Here is a 15,293-nt window from a genome sequence, read left to right on the forward strand (position 1 = left end):
CTCCTACAGGGTGTACGCAATCCCAATGTAGGAGCTGCCGAAGGCTGCGATCTTTTGCTCTTCAGCGATAGAAAAGCGAATAACCGATCTGCCCCACCGCCTCGTTCATCAACTGCCCGTTCTGCCAGATCGCCTTGAACTCCGGCATCCAGCCACCCAGTGGCCGTGCATTGTCGCCGCCCAGAAACCCTACCGGCGCCGGCACCACCTCAAACCCGGCCTTGCGGAAACTCCAGACCGCTCGCGGCATATGCCCGGCATGAGTCACGAGCACCACACGCCTGACGCCCTGTGGCAGCAACACCTCGGCGCTGAACCGGGCATTTTCCCAGGTCGTGCGGCTGCGCCCTTCCTGCCAGCGCACGGTCACGCCAAAGTCGTCGCGCAAGGAGTCAGCCATCATCTGCGCTTCGCTTGGCGGAGTGCCGTAATGCAAGCCGCCGCTGGTCAGTACCGGCAGGCCGGACGCCTTGGCCAGCCGCGCGGCATAGCGCTGGCGCTCCAGGCCGATACCCGTGGGCTGGTCGCCCCCCCAGGCAATATCACCGCGTTCGCGCCCGGAACCAAGGACCACGATGGCGTCCGCGCGCTGCCCCAGCAGTGCCCATTCGTCGCGGGCCAGCGGTGGCTCACGTTCGAGCAGGCCGGCACTCCACTGCACCACCACCGGCAGGCTCATCAGCCAAAGGCCACCCAGCCCCAGTGCAAAGCACACACCGGCAAGCCTTGGCCTTGAGCGGCGCAACCACCAGGCGAGCAAAAGCAGCAGCAATAGAATGCCGGGGGGCAAAAGAAGTTGTTTTAAAAAATAACGAAAAGGCATCGAGCATCTCCTGCAGATGCCCGAAGCCTAAGTGGGTTGGCGCAATGCGACAATCAATACGGAAGGACTATGCTTCAAAAAACCATGGAGCACGGCTCTGCGTCTTATTTGAACTGCAAAGACCGGACCTTTACCGCGTCTCTGCCGGGAACCTTGTCCTTGAGCCAGATGATCTTGGCTGAACGTGGTGCGTCGAGTTGCTTTACCGCCTCAGACAAGCATCCGTGTGTCTCACGCTCACTGCGATCCAGATACGCCTTGACCAGTGCAAACTCTGCGGCGCTCAGGCCACGCAGTTCCAGTTCCATAGGGCGCACGTCGCGCAACCGGCCAGCAGTTCTTGCCGCTTCCAGGGCAAGGGCCAAACGATCGATCAGCCTTTCGTACAGCTCCGGTTTTGTAGCTTTTTGCTGTGACTCAACCATCCCTCACCTCATTGGAAGATAAGACCTACTCCCCAGTTAGAGCTTAGCTTCCATGAACAAACCGGCTGAACGCCGCGACCAACGGCCCTCGCAGCGGTTTTTGCGACACGCGCGGCAGTAATCAGGGTTTCCCTCGGTAGAGCGCGGTCATGTATGCTACGGCGCTTCCTGTAACTCCACTTCCGGCTCGGCTGGGCATCGAAAACGCCAATGCGGCGTGATCATCGTCCAGCGATGCATTGAAGAGGATTAGGCCACCCCTATTCAGTTCAAAAGTAGCCATGCACGAACAATATCAGCCCCGTGAAATCGAAGCCGCCGCCCAGTCGTTCTGGGACGAGCAAAAGTCCTTTGAAGTCAGTGAACAGCCAGGCAAGGAGACTTACTACTGCCTGTCGATGTTCCCTTACCCCAGCGGCAAGCTACACATGGGGCACGTGCGCAACTACACCATCGGCGACGTGATCTCCCGCTACCAGCGCATGCAAGGCAAGAACGTTCTGCAACCCATGGGTTGGGACGCCTTCGGCATGCCGGCGGAAAACGCCGCGATGAAGAACAACGTAGCGCCCGCCAAGTGGACCTACGAAAACATCGCCTACATGAAGTCCCAGCTGCGTAGCCTGGGCCTAGCGGTGGACTGGTCGCGCGAAGTGACCACCTGCAAGCCGGATTACTATCGCTGGGAACAATGGCTGTTTACTCGCCTGTTCGAAAAAGGCGTGATTTACAAAAAAAGCGGCACCGTGAACTGGGACCCGGTCGACCAGACCGTCCTGGCCAACGAACAGGTGATCGACGGTCGCGGCTGGCGCTCCGGCGCTCTGATCGAAAAGCGCGAAATCCCGATGTACTACTTCAAGATCACCGCCTACGCGGATGAGCTGCTGGAGAGCCTCGACGAACTGACTGGCTGGCCCGAACAGGTCAAGACCATGCAGCGCAACTGGATCGGCAAATCCCGCGGCATGGAAGTGCAGTTCCCGTACAACGTCGACTCCATTGGCGAAGCCGGCGCGCTGAAAGTCTTCACCACCCGTCCGGACACCCTGATGGGCGCAACCTACGTTGCCGTGGCCGCCGAACACCACCTGGCCACCTTGGCCGCACAGAACAATCCCGAGCTGCAAGCGTTCATCGCTGAATGCAAGGGCGGCAGCGTGGCCGAAGCCGACGTCGCCACCCAGGAGAAAAAAGGCCTGCCAACCGGCCTGTTCGTCGAGCACCCGCTGACCGGCGAAAAACTGCCGGTCTGGGTCGCCAACTATGTGCTGATGCACTACGGCGACGGCGCGGTGATGGCGGTTCCGGCCCACGACGAGCGCGATTTCGAATTCGCCCACAAGTACAACCTGCCGATCAAATCCGTGGTGCGCACCAGTTCCGGTGACAGCAACCCGGCGCCATGGCAAGACGCCTACGGCGAGCACGGCACGCTGATCAATTCCGGTGAGTTCGACGGCCTCGACTTCGCGGGCGCCTTCGACGCTATCGAGGTCGCACTGATCAAGAAAGAACTGGGCGCCTCGCGTACCCAGTTCCGCCTGCGCGACTGGGGCATCAGCCGCCAGCGTTACTGGGGCTGCCCGATCCCGATCATCCACTGCAACACTTGCGGTGACGTGCCGGTACCGGAGGATCAACTGCCTGTCGTGCTGCCGGAAGACGTCGTACCCGACGGCGCCGGCTCGCCACTGGCGCGCATGCCCGAGTTCTACGAGTGCAGCTGCCCTAAATGCGGCCAGCCTGCCAAGCGTGAAACCGACACCATGGACACCTTTGTCGAGTCCTCGTGGTACTACGCCCGCTATGCCTCGCCGCACTTTGAAGGTGGCCTGGTGGAAAAATCGGCGGCCGACCACTGGCTGCCGGTGGATCAGTACATCGGCGGTATCGAACACGCGATTCTTCACCTGCTCTACGCGCGTTTCTTCCACAAGCTGATGCGCGACGAAGGCCTGGTGAGTTCCAACGAGCCGTTCAAGAACCTGCTGACCCAGGGCATGGTGATCGCCGAGACTTACTACCGCCGCGAAGCCAATGGCGCTTACACCTGGTTCAACCCGGCGGACGTCGAGCTTGAGCGTGACAGCAAAGCCAAGGTCATCAGCGCCAAATTGAAATCTGACGGCCTGCCGGTGGAAATCGGCGGCACCGAGAAGATGGCCAAGTCGAAGAACAACGGTGTCGACCCACAGTCGATGATCGACCAGTTCGGTGCAGACACCTGCCGCCTGTTCATGATGTTCGCTTCGCCACCTGACATGAGCGCGGAATGGTCCGACTCCGGCGTCGAAGGTTCGCACCGTTTCCTCAAACGCGTCTGGCGCCTGGCTCAAGCCCACGTCACTCAGGGCCTGCCGGGCAAACTGGACGTCGCCGGCCTGAATGACGAGCAGAAAGCCGTTCGTCGCTCGATCCACCTGGCCATCAAGCAGGCCAGCCAGGACGTCGGCCAGAACCACAAATTCAACACCGCCATCGCTCAAGTGATGACGCTGATGAACGTACTGGAAAAAGCCGCGCAAGGCACCGAACAGGATCGCGCGCTGGTTCAGGAAGGCCTGGAAGCCGTGACCCTGCTGCTGGCTCCGATCACGCCGCACATCAGCCACGAGCTGTGGAATCGACTGGGTCACGCTGAACCTGTGATCGACGCCGGTTGGCCGGTGGTGGATGACAGCGCTTTGGTACAGGACAGCCTGCAACTGGTGATTCAGGTCAACGGCAAGCTGCGCGGCCACATCGAAATGCCGGCCAGCGCCAGCCGTGAAGAAGTCGAAGCCGCCGCCCGTGCCAACGAGAACGTGCTGCGCTTCGTCGACGGTCTGACCATTCGTAAAGTGATCGTAGTGCCCGGGAAACTGGTCAATATCGTCGCCAGCTAATTGGATCAGGCGCCAGGTGAGCCTGGCGCCGAGTAAAACCTTTCGGGCCGCTTGATCGGCCCACATGGTTTCAAGGGGAGCAACAAGATGATCAAACGCAATCTGCTGGTGATGGGCCTCGCGGTTTTGCTGAGCGCCTGCGGTTTCCAGCTGCGCGGCACCGGCACCAATGAACTGGCGATCAAGGAACTCGACCTGAGCGCCCGTAACGCTTATGGCCCAACCGTTACCCAGTTGCGTCAGGTACTGATTGGCAGCGGCGTCAAGGTCTATAACGGCGCCCCTTACAAGCTGGTGCTGACCAATGAGCAGGAAACCCAGCGTATCCTCAGTTACGCAGGTGCCGGTCGTGCCGGCGAGTACCAGGTCACCACCGTGCTGAACTACGACATCCGTGGTCGCGGTGATCTGGCACTGCTGAGCGACAAAATCGAAGTGCAGAAAATCTACATGCACGACGGCAACAACCTGGTCGGATCTGACCAGGAAGCTGAAACGGCCCGCACAGAAGGCCGCCGGGAGATGGTCCAGCGCATGATGCTGCGCCTGGAACAACTGAGCCCGACCCAACTGAACAAGTTGCAGCAGACTGCCGAAGCCAGGGCCAAGGCTGATGCCGCAGCACTGGAAGCGGCAAAGAAGGCTGAAGCGGATACCCCGCGTCAGTCGCCTGTCGAACTGCCGCAGCAGTAAGACTTACGGGGCGCCCTGGCGCCCCGTTCGCCCTCTCTTATGAAGCTCGCCCCCGCCCAACTCGCCAAACACCTGCAAGGCGCCCTTGCGCCGGTCTATATCATCAGCGGCGATGACCCGTTGTTGTGCCAGGAGGCGGCCGACGCTGTTCGCGCTGCCGCCCGTCAGCAGGGATTCGATGAACGCCAGGTGTTCGCCGCCGACGCCAGTTTCGACTGGGGGACGCTGCTGCAAGCCGGTGCCAGCATGTCGCTGTTCGCCGAAAAGCGCCTGCTGGAACTGCGCCTGCCTTCCGGCAAGCCCGGCGACAAGGGCGCTGCCGCGCTGATCGAGTACTGCTCGCGCCCGGCCGACGACACCATCCTGCTGATCAGCTTGCCAAAGCTCGATGGCAGCGCGCAGAAAACCAAGTGGGGTAAGGCGCTGGTCGAAGGGCAGCAGACCCAGTTCGTGCAGATCTGGCCGGTCGATGTTGCCCAGTTGCCAAACTGGATCCGCCAACGTTTGTCCCAGGCCGGGCTTTCCGCCAGCCAGGACGCCGTTGAACTGATCGCGGCGCGGGTCGAGGGTAATTTGCTGGCTGCTGCCCAGGAAATCGAAAAGCTCAAACTGATGGCCGAAGGCGGTCAGATCACCGTTGAAACCGTGCAGGCTGCGGTGGCCGACAGTGCGCGTTTCGACGTCTTTGGCCTGACCGATGCTGTGCTCAATGGTGAAGCAGCTCACGCCTTGCGCATGCTCGAAGGGTTGCGCGGTGAAGGCGTCGAGCCACCGGTGATTCTCTGGGCCCTGGCCCGGGAGTTGCGCCTGCTGGCCAATATTTCCCTGCAATACAGCCAGGGCACGCCGCTGGACAAGGCCTTCAGCCAGGCCAAACCGCCAGTCTGGGATAAACGTAAACCGCTGATGAGCAAAGCCCTGCAGCGCTACTCGGCCCAACGCTGGGCGCAACTGCTGCTCGAAGCGCAGCGCATTGATGCGCAGATCAAAGGCCAGGCGGCCGGTTCGCCGTGGATGAGCTTGAGTCGGTTGACGTTGTTGATGGCTGGTCAGCGCTTAACCCTGCCCGCTGAGTAACACCACCCCTGTAGGAGCGGCGCTTTTTCCGATAGTCATCGGGACTGGACAGCCTTTCAACTTCGGCCGATGATTCGCCTCGCAAAATCCACTCACTTGCGAGAAGTCACCATGAGCAAAAAGCCGTCGAAACACGGCCCCAACAAGGCCAAATCCATCATCGCCCAGCCATTGTTCCGCAGCCGTCAGGAACGCCCGGCCAAGGGCAAAGGCAGTTACCGCCGCGAAGCCTTCCAGTCTGACAGCTGGGGGGCTTCTTACTTTCTGGCTGCGTAAAGCAGAACACCCCTTCGACATGTTAAGGTCTGTACCTGATTCGTATTCCCTGGACCCGTGCATGCCCTTTTGTCTTCCCCGTCGTTGGCACTTACGCCAATTGATCGCAGCCTCCAGCCTTGTTTTGCTTGTCGCCTGTGCGGAAAAACCGACCGCAGCCGACGCTCAGCCGCTTCAGACACTTCCTGTCGCTACCGCCCCGGCGGTTGTTCCGCCTGTGGTTCCGACCGGTGAGAACCTCGACATCCAGCCTACCCAGACCTTTGCCGAATGGCAGGCGGGTTTTCGCAAGGATGCCCTGGCCGCCGGTATCCGCGCCGATCTGTTTGATCGCGCTTTCGCCAATGTCAGCTTCGATCCCAGCGTGATCCGCGCCGACCGCAGCCAACCGGAATTCGCAAAACCGGTGTGGGAATACCTGGACGGCGCCTTGTCGCCGCTGCGGGTACGCAAAGGCCAGTCGCTGATCGACCAGTACGCCGACGTCCTGCAAAGTATCGAGCAGCGCTACGGTGTCGATCGCCAGGCGCTGGTGGCGGTGTGGGGAATGGAAAGCAACTTTGGGCAGTTCCAGGGCAACAAGTCGGTGATCAATTCCCTGGCGACCCTGGCCTACGAAGGCCGCCGTCCCGGCTTCGCCCATGCGCAATTGATCGCGGCCCTGCAAATCCTGCAACAAGGCGATATCGAACCTGAGAAAATGCTCGGATCCTGGGCCGGCGCCATGGGCCAGACCCAGTTCATCCCGACCACCTACAACACCCACGCCGTCGATTTCGACGGCGACGGCCGTCGCGATATCTGGGGCAGCTCGGCCGACGCCCTGGCCTCGACCGCGCACTACCTGCAAAGCTCCGGCTGGCAGAGAGGTCAGCCGTGGGGCTTTGAAGTCCAGCTGCCGAGCGGTTTCGACTACGTACTGGCCGACGGCACGATTCGCAAGAGTGTCGCCGAGTGGCGCCAACTCGGTGTTACGCTGCCCAACGGTGGCCAGGTCCCGGCAGGCTCCGAGCAATTGTCAGCGGCCCTGTTGCTACCGGCCGGTTACCGTGGCCCGGCCTTCCTGGTGCTCGACAACTTCCGTGCGATTCTCAAGTACAACAACTCGTCGTCCTACGCCTTGGGGGTGAGCCTGTTGTCGGAGCGCTTCAACGGCGCAGGCCTGATCAGCGGTACGTGGCCAAAGGATGACCTGCCTCTGAGCCGTACCGAGCGGATCGAGCTGCAGAACCTGCTCAGCGCACAAAGCTATGACGCCGGCACCGCCGACGGGATCATCGGTGCCAACACCCGCAAGGCGATCCGCAGCGCCCAGCAGTCGTTTGGCTGGCCGGCGGACGGGTATCCGACGCACAAGTTGCTGGATGGACTGCGTAACCGCTAAAAGCAAAAGATCGCAGCCTGCGGCAGGCTGCGATCTTTTCAAGATATTCGCGACTTACCTGATTACCACATCCTGCTCCAGCACCAATTCCTTGTTCCCGGCATCCAAGCGCACCAACGCCCCCATAGGCAATGTCAGGTTCGGATCGCAATGCCCACTGCGCCACCCGGACAGCACCGGAATCTTCAATGGCTCGAAGGTCTGCTTGAGCAACCTGTCCAGCGCTGCCACCTCAACCCCCGCCACATCCCCGACCAACACGCCGCGCAGCTTGTGCAACGTGCCTGCCAGCCGCAGATGGGTGAGCAACCGGTCGATGCGATACAGCGGCTCGTTGATATCCTCGATCAACAGAATGGCGCCCTCGGCATCTATCTCGTAAGGCGTGCCCATGGTCGCGGCGATCATTGCCAGATTGCCACCGAGCAAGCGCCCATGAGCCACGCCCGGCTCGATCGTGGTCAACGGGTAAGCCACCGGATGAGCCAGCACCGTGCCCGCCCTCACCTGCCCGCGCAGCATGTTGAAGAACGAAGACTCGGTAGGTATTTGCTTGTCACCCAGCAGGTCGGCATTGAGCATCGGACCATGAAAGGTCACGAAGCCGGCAAAACGACTGATCGCCAAATGCAGCGCGGTGATGTCGCTGTAGCCGACGAACGGCTTGGCGTTGTCACGCAGCAAATCAAAATCGATGCGGTCGAGCAGCCGCGGCGTGCCGTAACCACCGCGCAGGCAGATGATGGCATCCACCTCGCTGTCGGCGAACGCTGCATGCAGGTCGCCAAGTCGCACTTCGTCGCTACCGGCCAGGTAGCCGTTTTTTTCGTAGACCCCGGGAAACACTTTCAGTGAGTAACCCCGGGCACGCATCCATTGCACCGCCTTGTCGGTGTCCAGCGGGGCTGGGCCAGCGGGTGCGATGACGCCGATCATGCCTTCCGACGGCAGTGCCGGGACGGGAGCATGAGGGCAAAGGGTGTGGGTCGGTCGAGCGGTCATCCGTGAATCTCCCTGCGTGAAATCTTCAGCACACAGTAGTCAGGAACGGGGACAAACAGAAGAGGAACCGTTGCCCCGCAGGTTGCAGGAAAAAACAGCCCTTGCCGTAAGCCAGGCAAAAAAACGCCCGCGAGGCTGGATGCCGTGCGGGCGCTTTTCATTTCATTGCGTCGATCAGGACGACATCAGCTCGGCCTTGACCAGCTTGGCCTGCTCGTCGGCGTGATACGAGGAGCGTACCAACGGGCCCGAGGCAACGTTCTTGAAGCCCATCTTGTAGCCTTCCTCGGCGAACCAGGCGAAGGTGTCCGGGTGCACGAAGCGCTGCACCGGCAAGTGACTGCGGGACGGTTGCAGGTACTGGCCGAGGGTCAGCATGTCGATGTCGTGCTCGCGCATGCGCTTCATGACTTCGATGACTTCTTCGTCGGTCTCGCCCAGGCCCAGCATCAGGCCGGACTTGGTCGGAATGTGCGGCATCATCTGCTTGAAACGTTGCAGCAGGGTCAGCGACCACTGGTAGTCCGAACCCGGACGCGCGGCCTTGTACAGGCGCGGCACGGTCTCCAGGTTGTGGTTGAACACATCCGGCGGCTCGGCAGCGGTGATTTGCAGCGCAATGTCCATGCGGCCACGGTAGTCCGGGACCAGGGTCTCGAGCTGCACGTTCGGCGACAGCTTGCGGATTTCACGGATGCAGTCGGCAAAGTGCTGGGCACCGCCGTCACGCAGGTCGTCGCGGTCTACCGAGGTGATCACGACGTACTTGAGTTTCAAGTCGGCGATGGCGATGGCCAGGCTTTCCGGCTCGTTGACGTCCAGTGGCTTCGGACGGCCGTGGCCGACGTCGCAGAACGGGCAACGACGGGTGCAGATGTCACCCATGATCATGAAGGTCGCGGTGCCACCGGAGAAGCACTCGCCCAGGTTCGGGCAGGATGCCTCTTCGCAGACGCTGTGCAGCTTGTGTTTGCGCAGCAGGGCCTTGATGCGGTCGACTTCCGGCGAAATCGGGATGCGTACACGAATCCAGTCCGGCTTCTTCGGCAGTTCGGTGGTCGGAATGATCTTTACCGGGATGCGTGCAACCTTTTCGGCGCCGCGCAGCTTGACGCCGGCTTCAACCTTGGGACGCGGGGCCGGGCGCTCGGTGACATCGAGCGTCGGGATCATGGTTTGCACTGCATCAGTAGTCATATCAGTCGATTCCGCCCGTCAGGGTCGTCTGCTCAGCATAGTCGAGGTGTTTGACGAGCTGCGCGCGCAGCCGGGCACTTACCTCGGCAAATTCAATCGATCCTGCGTGATCGCTCAGCTGGGTCATCGCCAGCCCGGCATAGCCGCAGGGATTAATCCGTCGAAACGGTTCCAGGTTCATGTCCACGTTCAAGGCCAGGCCATGAAAGGAACAACCGTGGCGGATCCGTAGACCCAGGGAAGCGATTTTCGCCCCGTTGACGTAGACACCCGGTGCATCGGGCTTGGCCACGGCGGTGACACCGTAACTGGCCAGCAGCTCGATCAGGCATTGCTCCATCCGGCTGACCAGATCGCGCACGCCAAACCCGAGCTTGCGCACGTCCAGCAGCAGATAAGCCACCAGCTGGCCGGGACCGTGGTAGGTCACCTGACCACCACGGTCGACCTGCACCACCGGAATATCACCAGGAAGCAGCAGATGTTCGGCCTTGCCAGCCTGCCCCTGGGTGAACACCGCAGGGTGTTCCACCAGCCAGATCTCGTCGGCGGCATCGCTGCCGCGTTCGTTGGTGAAGCGTTGCATGGCATGCCAGACCGGCTCGTAAGCCATCTGGCCGAGCTCGCGAAAGCCCAGCACACCGGACATCACAGCACCATGTGCACGAAACCGGTTGCCCGCAGTTCGCTGTTGATGTTGTACAGCTGATCCTGGTCGGTCGCGACGATGTGCAACTGAATCGTGGTGTATTTGCCGTTGCTGCTCTGGCGCTCGTCAACGCGCTCATCGTTGATCGTTGCATGTTTGCGCACGATGTCGATGATTCTGTCCTTGTTGCCCGCGCCGGTGTCGCTGATCACCTTAACCGGGTAATCATTGGCAGGGAACTCGATCTTTGGCGCCTTTACTTCGGTATCGGTCATGGCGTAACGGCCTCGTAAGCGTAAGCCGTGGCGACGGGCATGGCTGCGCGCCAGATCAGCGCGGAGCCATGCAGGTGCACACTAAATTCAGTTGAACAAGCCGTAGAAGAATAGACGGATGCTATCCCACATGCGACGGAAGATACCACCTTCCTCGACAGCGTCCAGAGCGATCAGATCGGCGCTGTGCACCACCTTGTCGTCCAGTTTCACTTCGACTTTACCGATCACGTCGCCCTTGGCGATTGGCGCGACCAGCTGCGGGTTCATGGTCATGCTGGCAGCGAGCTTTTTCAGCTGGCCTTTTGGCAGGGTCATGGTCAGGTCTTCAGCCAGACCGGCCTTGACCTGGTTGGTGGAGCCTTTCCAGACCGGAGCCTGAGCCAGCTCGGTGCCCTTCTGATAGAAGGTCTGGGTTTCGAAGAAACGGAAACCGTAGGTCAGCAGCTTCTGGGTTTCGGCGGCACGGGCCACTTCGCTGTTGGTGCCGAAGACCACGGCGATCAGGCGCATGCCATCACGTACGGCCGAGGACACCATGCAGTAGCCGGCTTCGTCGGTGTGGCCGGTTTTCAGGCCGTCGACGGTCTTGTCGCGCCACAGCAACAGGTTGCGGTTCGGTTGCTTGATGCCGTTCCAGAAGAACTCTTTCTGCGAGTAGATCGCGTAATGAGCCGGGTCTTCGTGGATGATCGCGCGAGCCAGCACCGCCATGTCGTGAGCCGACGAATAGTGCTCAGGGTTCGGCAGGCCTGTCGGGTTCATGAAGTGGGTGTTGGTCATGCCCAGGTCGGCGACGGTCTTGTTCATCAGGTCGGCGAAGGCGTCTTCGCTACCGGCGATGTGCTCGGAGAGCGCGACACTGGCGTCGTTGCCCGACTGGATGATGATGCCGTGCAGCAGGTCGCTGACAGTGACTTGCGAGCCGACCTTGATGAACATCCGCGAACCGCCGGTACGCCAGGCGTTTTCACTGACGGTCACCGGATCGTTTTCGCCGATCTGGCCACGACGGATTTCCAGGGTCGCGATGTACGCGGTCATCAGCTTGGTCAGGCTGGCCGGTGGCAGACGCTGGTCACCATTGTTCTCGACCAGCACGTTGCCGCTGCTGGCATCCATGAGCACATAGGCCTTGGCGGCCAGTTGTGGTGGCGAAGGCATCATCTCGACCGCGAATGCGGCGGGTGAGAGGAGCAGCGGGACTAGCAGGAACAGGCGTTTGGCAAAGGTGGTGATGTTCATCCGTCTCTCGAAATCGCTAATGGAAACTGCCCGAAGGCAAAACTAATCAAATGACTTTCTAACGAGTCATCGCGTGTTCAGTTGCTCACTCAGTCACCCTTGCCGGGCTTTTGTTCTTCAACGAGTCAACAACCTGGTTCGCCCCCCAATACCGCAGACGAACCGTCAATCAAGCTCTACGTATTACTTCGTGGCTTACTCGGTCACAACACTCGGCGAACCGAGATTGGCCAAGCGCACACTGTTCTGCACCTGCTGGATTTCACCCGGCGATCCAATCGGGCCCAGGCGAACCCGATGCAGGGTCTGCTGATTGCGCACGATCGAGCTGATGAACACCGGAGCGCTCACCATCCCGCTGAGCTTCGATCTCAGGAGTTCTGCAGCGTCCGGGTTGGCGAACGCGCCCACCTGCAGATACTGGCCAGAGGCTGGTACAGAAGCGTTTTTTTTTGCATCAAGCTGCACAGGCACCACCGCGGCGGCGTGTTGCTGCGGCGGAGGCGTCCATTGTTCGACGGTGCCGGCCGAAGCCGTGATCACCGGGGCGCTATTCTGCGCGACTTTCGGTTCGTTGAGCATTAATGGTGCCGGACGGCCCTTGGCGGCCCACCATTGCTGCGGGTCGATGCCTTCAACCTTGACCCGCGCGGTGCCGGTTTCGGCGTAACCGAGTTTCTTGGCGGCAGCGTAGGACAAGTCGATGATCCGGTCCGAGTAGAACGGACCGCGGTCATTGACTCGCAGGATCACGCTCTTGTTGTTGTCCAGGTTGGTCACCCGGACGTAACTTGGCAGTGGCAATGTCTTGTGCGCGGCACTCATGCCGTACAGGTCATACACTTCGCCGTTGGCGGTGTTCTGGCCGTGGAACTTGGTGCCGTACCAGGACGCCGTACCCGACTGCACGTAGGTCTTGGACTCTTGCAACGGGAAGTAGGTCTTGCCCAGCACGGTGTACGGGTTGGCCTTGTACGGGCCGGTGTGCAGGGTCGGCGTGGCGTCCGGGATACGCGAAACGTCGACATCCCACCATGGCGCGCCATCCTTGTGGGCGCGGTTGATGTCCAGCCCCGGCGTCGTGCGCACGGCGGTGCTGCTGGTCTTCTGGGCCGGCGCGCGACTGGTCGAACAACTGGCGACCAGCACTGCCAGCGCGGCGAATGCCATCAGCTTCAGGGGTTTATTGATAGGCAATGCCCGCATTACTTGACGCCCCGTGCTTGGACCAGCTGTTCAGACAGTTGATGTACGGCCATGGCGTACATCACGCTGCGGTTATATCGCGTGATCGCGTAAAAATTCTTCAGGCCCATCCAGTACTCGGGGCCATTGTCGCCTTCCAGGCGGAACGCAGTAACCGGCATATCATCGCGCAGCGCATCATGACTTGACCACCCCAGGGCTCGCAACTCCCCGACGGTTTTCGTCGGTTCGATTCCTGTGGTCAAACCTTCGTCGACCTGATCGCCACGGACATCGGCGCGGCTGACCACCGGTTCGCCTGCAACCCAGCCATGACGCTTGAAGTAACTGGCGACACTGCCAATGGCATCGTCCGGGTTGGTCCAGATGTTGATATGGCCATCACCGTCGAAATCCACCGCATAGGCGCGGAAACTGCTCGGCATGAATTGCGGCAATCCCATTGCACCGGCGTAGGAGCCCTTGAGCGTCAACGGATCGACCTGCTCTTCGCGGGCCAGCAGCAGGAACTCACGCAACTCCTTGCGGAAAAACTCGGCACGGGGAGGATAGTCGAAACCCAGGGTCGACAAGGCATCGATCACCCGGAAATTTCCGGTATTACGGCCGAAAAAGGTTTCAACGCCGATGATCGAGACAATCACCTGGGCCGGCACGCCGTATTCCTGCTCGGCACGGGCCAGCACCGCTTCGTGCTGACGCCAGAAATCCACACCCCGGGCGATGCGCGCATCGGTTATGAACATCGGGCGATATTCGCTCCACTGCTTGACCCGTTCGGCGGGCTTCGAGATGGCGTCCAGAATCGACTGCTTGCGCTCGGCTTCGCGGAACACGCCCATCAATTGTTCGCCGGCGAAACCGTAGTCGCGGGTCATTTCACCGACGAACTCGGCCACCTGGGGTGAACCTTCGTAGTCGCCGGCCAACGCTTCCTGCATGGTGCCAAGGATGCTTACCAGGCCGACCCATGGCGCGTATCGAGTCGCCCAGCCACGCATTACTTGCATTGAAAATTTCACCTTATTCAAACCTGCGCGATCCACTTGCGATGGGTATGGATCGACATCAAAACCCCAAACGCTGACAGTAGCGTCACCAGCGAAGTTCCTCCGTAGCTAATGAACGGCAACGGCACCCCCACCACCGGCAACAGGCCACTGACCATACCGATGTTGACGAAAACATAAACAAAAAACGTCATGGTCAGGCTGCCCGCGAGCAACTTGCCGAACAATGTCTGCGCCTGGGCGGTAATCACCAGGCCGCGGCCGATCAACAGCAGGTAGATCAGCAACAGCGCGCAGATCCCCACCAGGCCGAACTCTTCACCCATTACCGCAATGATGAAGTCGGTATGGCTTTCCGGCAGGAAGTCCAGGTGCGACTGAGTGCCCAGCAACCAACCCTTGCCGAACACACCGCCGGAGCCGATGGCGGCCTTGGACTGGATGATGTTCCAGCCGGTGCCGAGCGGATCGCTCTCCGGGTCGAGGAACGTCAGGATCCGCTGCTTCTGGTAGTCGTGCATGATGAAGAACCACATGGCAATCGCCACCGGAACCGCGGCGGCCAGCACACTGAGGATCCAGCGCCAGCGCAAGCCACCCATGAACAGCACGAAAGCGCCGCCGGCCAGGATCAGCAGCGAAGTGCCGAGGTCCGGTTGGCGCACGATCAGAATGAACGGCACGCCGATCAGCATCAGGCTGATGCCCACATGCTTGAGCTGCGGTGGCAATGTGCGTTTGGACAGATACCAGGCGATGGTTGCCGGCATCAGGATTTTCATGAACTCCGAGGGCTGGAAGCGCACGACACCGGGGATATTGATCCAGCGAGTGGCGCCCATGGCGTTGTGGCCCATGACATCCACCACCACCAGCAACATCACACCGATCACATACCCGACCGGCACCCAACGAGCCATGAAGCGCGGCTCGAACTGAGCGATGACGATCATCGAGACCAGACCGATGCCGAACGAAGTGGCCTGCTTGGCCAGCAGGTCCCAGCTCTTGCCACTGGCCGAATACAGTACGAACAGACTGCCGGCGGCCAGGGTCAACAGCAAAATCAGCAGCACGCCATCGATGTGCATGCGTTGCAGCAGCGTCGCGCGACGACGCATCACATCCTCACTGGAGAGCATG

15 protein-coding genes are annotated in these 15,293 nt (G+C 60.7%); 5 read left to right on the top strand and 10 right to left on the bottom strand.

Going from position 1 to position 15,293, the window contains the following annotated elements; all coding sequences use genetic code 11:
* Positions 1-61: 61 nt before the first annotated feature.
* Positions 62-823, bottom strand: coding sequence for a YdcF family protein (locus AABM52_RS27005; protein WP_347909321.1), 762 nt, complete (start codon positions 821-823; stop codon positions 62-64).
* 104 nt (positions 824-927) lie between these two features.
* Positions 928-1,248: a hypothetical protein gene (locus AABM52_RS27010; protein ID WP_347909323.1), complete on the bottom strand. Its 321-nt coding sequence runs from the start codon at positions 1,246-1,248 to the stop codon at positions 928-930.
* 281 nt (positions 1,249-1,529) lie between these two features.
* Here AABM52_RS27010 and leuS point away from each other — a divergent pair, with 281 nt between their 5' ends.
* The 5 genes from leuS (at position 1,530) to AABM52_RS27035 (ending at position 7,566) form a co-directional block, all read left to right on the top strand.
* Positions 1,530-4,136: a leucine--tRNA ligase gene (gene leuS, locus AABM52_RS27015; RefSeq protein ID WP_347909325.1), complete on the top strand. Its 2,607-nt coding sequence runs from the start codon at positions 1,530-1,532 to the stop codon at positions 4,134-4,136.
* An 87-nt stretch (positions 4,137-4,223) separates the two neighbouring features.
* Positions 4,224-4,829, top strand: coding sequence for an LPS assembly lipoprotein LptE (lptE, locus tag AABM52_RS27020; RefSeq protein ID WP_347909326.1), 606 nt, complete (start codon positions 4,224-4,226; stop codon positions 4,827-4,829).
* Positions 4,830-4,868: 39 nt separating this feature from the next.
* Positions 4,869-5,906 carry a DNA polymerase III subunit delta gene (holA, locus tag AABM52_RS27025; RefSeq protein WP_347909328.1) on the top strand — a complete coding sequence of 346 codons (1,038 nt, stop codon included), beginning with the start codon at positions 4,869-4,871 and terminating at the stop codon, positions 5,904-5,906.
* Between the two features lie 111 nt (positions 5,907-6,017).
* A complete protein-coding gene (gene arfA / locus AABM52_RS27030) occupies positions 6,018-6,182 on the top strand; it encodes an alternative ribosome rescue factor ArfA (RefSeq protein ID WP_277532074.1) in 165 nt (54 codons plus the stop codon).
* Between the two features lie 61 nt (positions 6,183-6,243).
* Positions 6,244-7,566 (top strand): lytic murein transglycosylase, encoded by a 1,323-nt coding sequence (locus tag AABM52_RS27035; RefSeq protein WP_347909330.1) that lies wholly within the window; start codon positions 6,244-6,246, stop codon positions 7,564-7,566.
* 54 nt (positions 7,567-7,620) lie between these two features.
* On the opposite strand, the gene AABM52_RS27040 is transcribed toward AABM52_RS27035, so the two are convergent.
* The 8 genes from AABM52_RS27040 to rodA all read right to left on the bottom strand — a co-directional run bounded on the left by AABM52_RS27040 (position 7,621) and on the right by rodA (position 15,271).
* Entirely contained in the window at positions 7,621-8,568 is a 948-nt protein-coding gene (locus AABM52_RS27040; protein ID WP_347909332.1) for an LD-carboxypeptidase, read from the bottom strand.
* A 174-nt stretch (positions 8,569-8,742) separates the two neighbouring features.
* Complete coding sequence (gene lipA / locus AABM52_RS27045) at positions 8,743-9,741, bottom strand: lipoyl synthase (RefSeq protein WP_347912697.1); 999 nt, start codon at positions 9,739-9,741, stop codon at positions 8,743-8,745.
* Between the two features lie 25 nt (positions 9,742-9,766).
* Positions 9,767-10,414: a lipoyl(octanoyl) transferase LipB gene (lipB, locus tag AABM52_RS27050; RefSeq protein ID WP_347909333.1), complete on the bottom strand. Its 648-nt coding sequence runs from the start codon at positions 10,412-10,414 to the stop codon at positions 9,767-9,769.
* Positions 10,414-10,689 (bottom strand): DUF493 domain-containing protein, encoded by a 276-nt coding sequence (locus tag AABM52_RS27055; RefSeq protein ID WP_347909334.1) that lies wholly within the window; start codon positions 10,687-10,689, stop codon positions 10,414-10,416. Before AABM52_RS27055 ends, lipB begins: the two co-directional genes overlap by 1 nt.
* An 87-nt stretch (positions 10,690-10,776) precedes the next feature.
* Positions 10,777-11,934, bottom strand: a complete 1,158-nt coding sequence (locus tag AABM52_RS27060) for a D-alanyl-D-alanine carboxypeptidase family protein (RefSeq protein WP_046041684.1) — start codon at positions 11,932-11,934, stop codon at positions 10,777-10,779.
* A 195-nt stretch (positions 11,935-12,129) separates the two neighbouring features.
* Positions 12,130-13,140, bottom strand: a complete 1,011-nt coding sequence (locus AABM52_RS27065) for a septal ring lytic transglycosylase RlpA family protein (protein WP_347909335.1) — start codon at positions 13,138-13,140, stop codon at positions 12,130-12,132.
* Positions 13,140-14,150 (bottom strand): lytic murein transglycosylase B, encoded by a 1,011-nt coding sequence (gene mltB / locus AABM52_RS27070; protein ID WP_223542019.1) that lies wholly within the window; start codon positions 14,148-14,150, stop codon positions 13,140-13,142. The genes AABM52_RS27065 and mltB overlap by 1 nt, the downstream gene beginning before the upstream one ends.
* A 17-nt stretch (positions 14,151-14,167) precedes the next feature.
* Positions 14,168-15,271: a rod shape-determining protein RodA gene (rodA, locus tag AABM52_RS27075; protein ID WP_347912698.1), complete on the bottom strand. Its 1,104-nt coding sequence runs from the start codon at positions 15,269-15,271 to the stop codon at positions 14,168-14,170.
* Positions 15,272-15,293 lie beyond the last annotated feature (22 nt).

The sequence above is a fragment of the Pseudomonas grandcourensis genome, from assembly GCF_039909015.1.
GTDB lineage: Bacteria > Pseudomonadota > Gammaproteobacteria > Pseudomonadales > Pseudomonadaceae > Aquipseudomonas > Aquipseudomonas grandcourensis.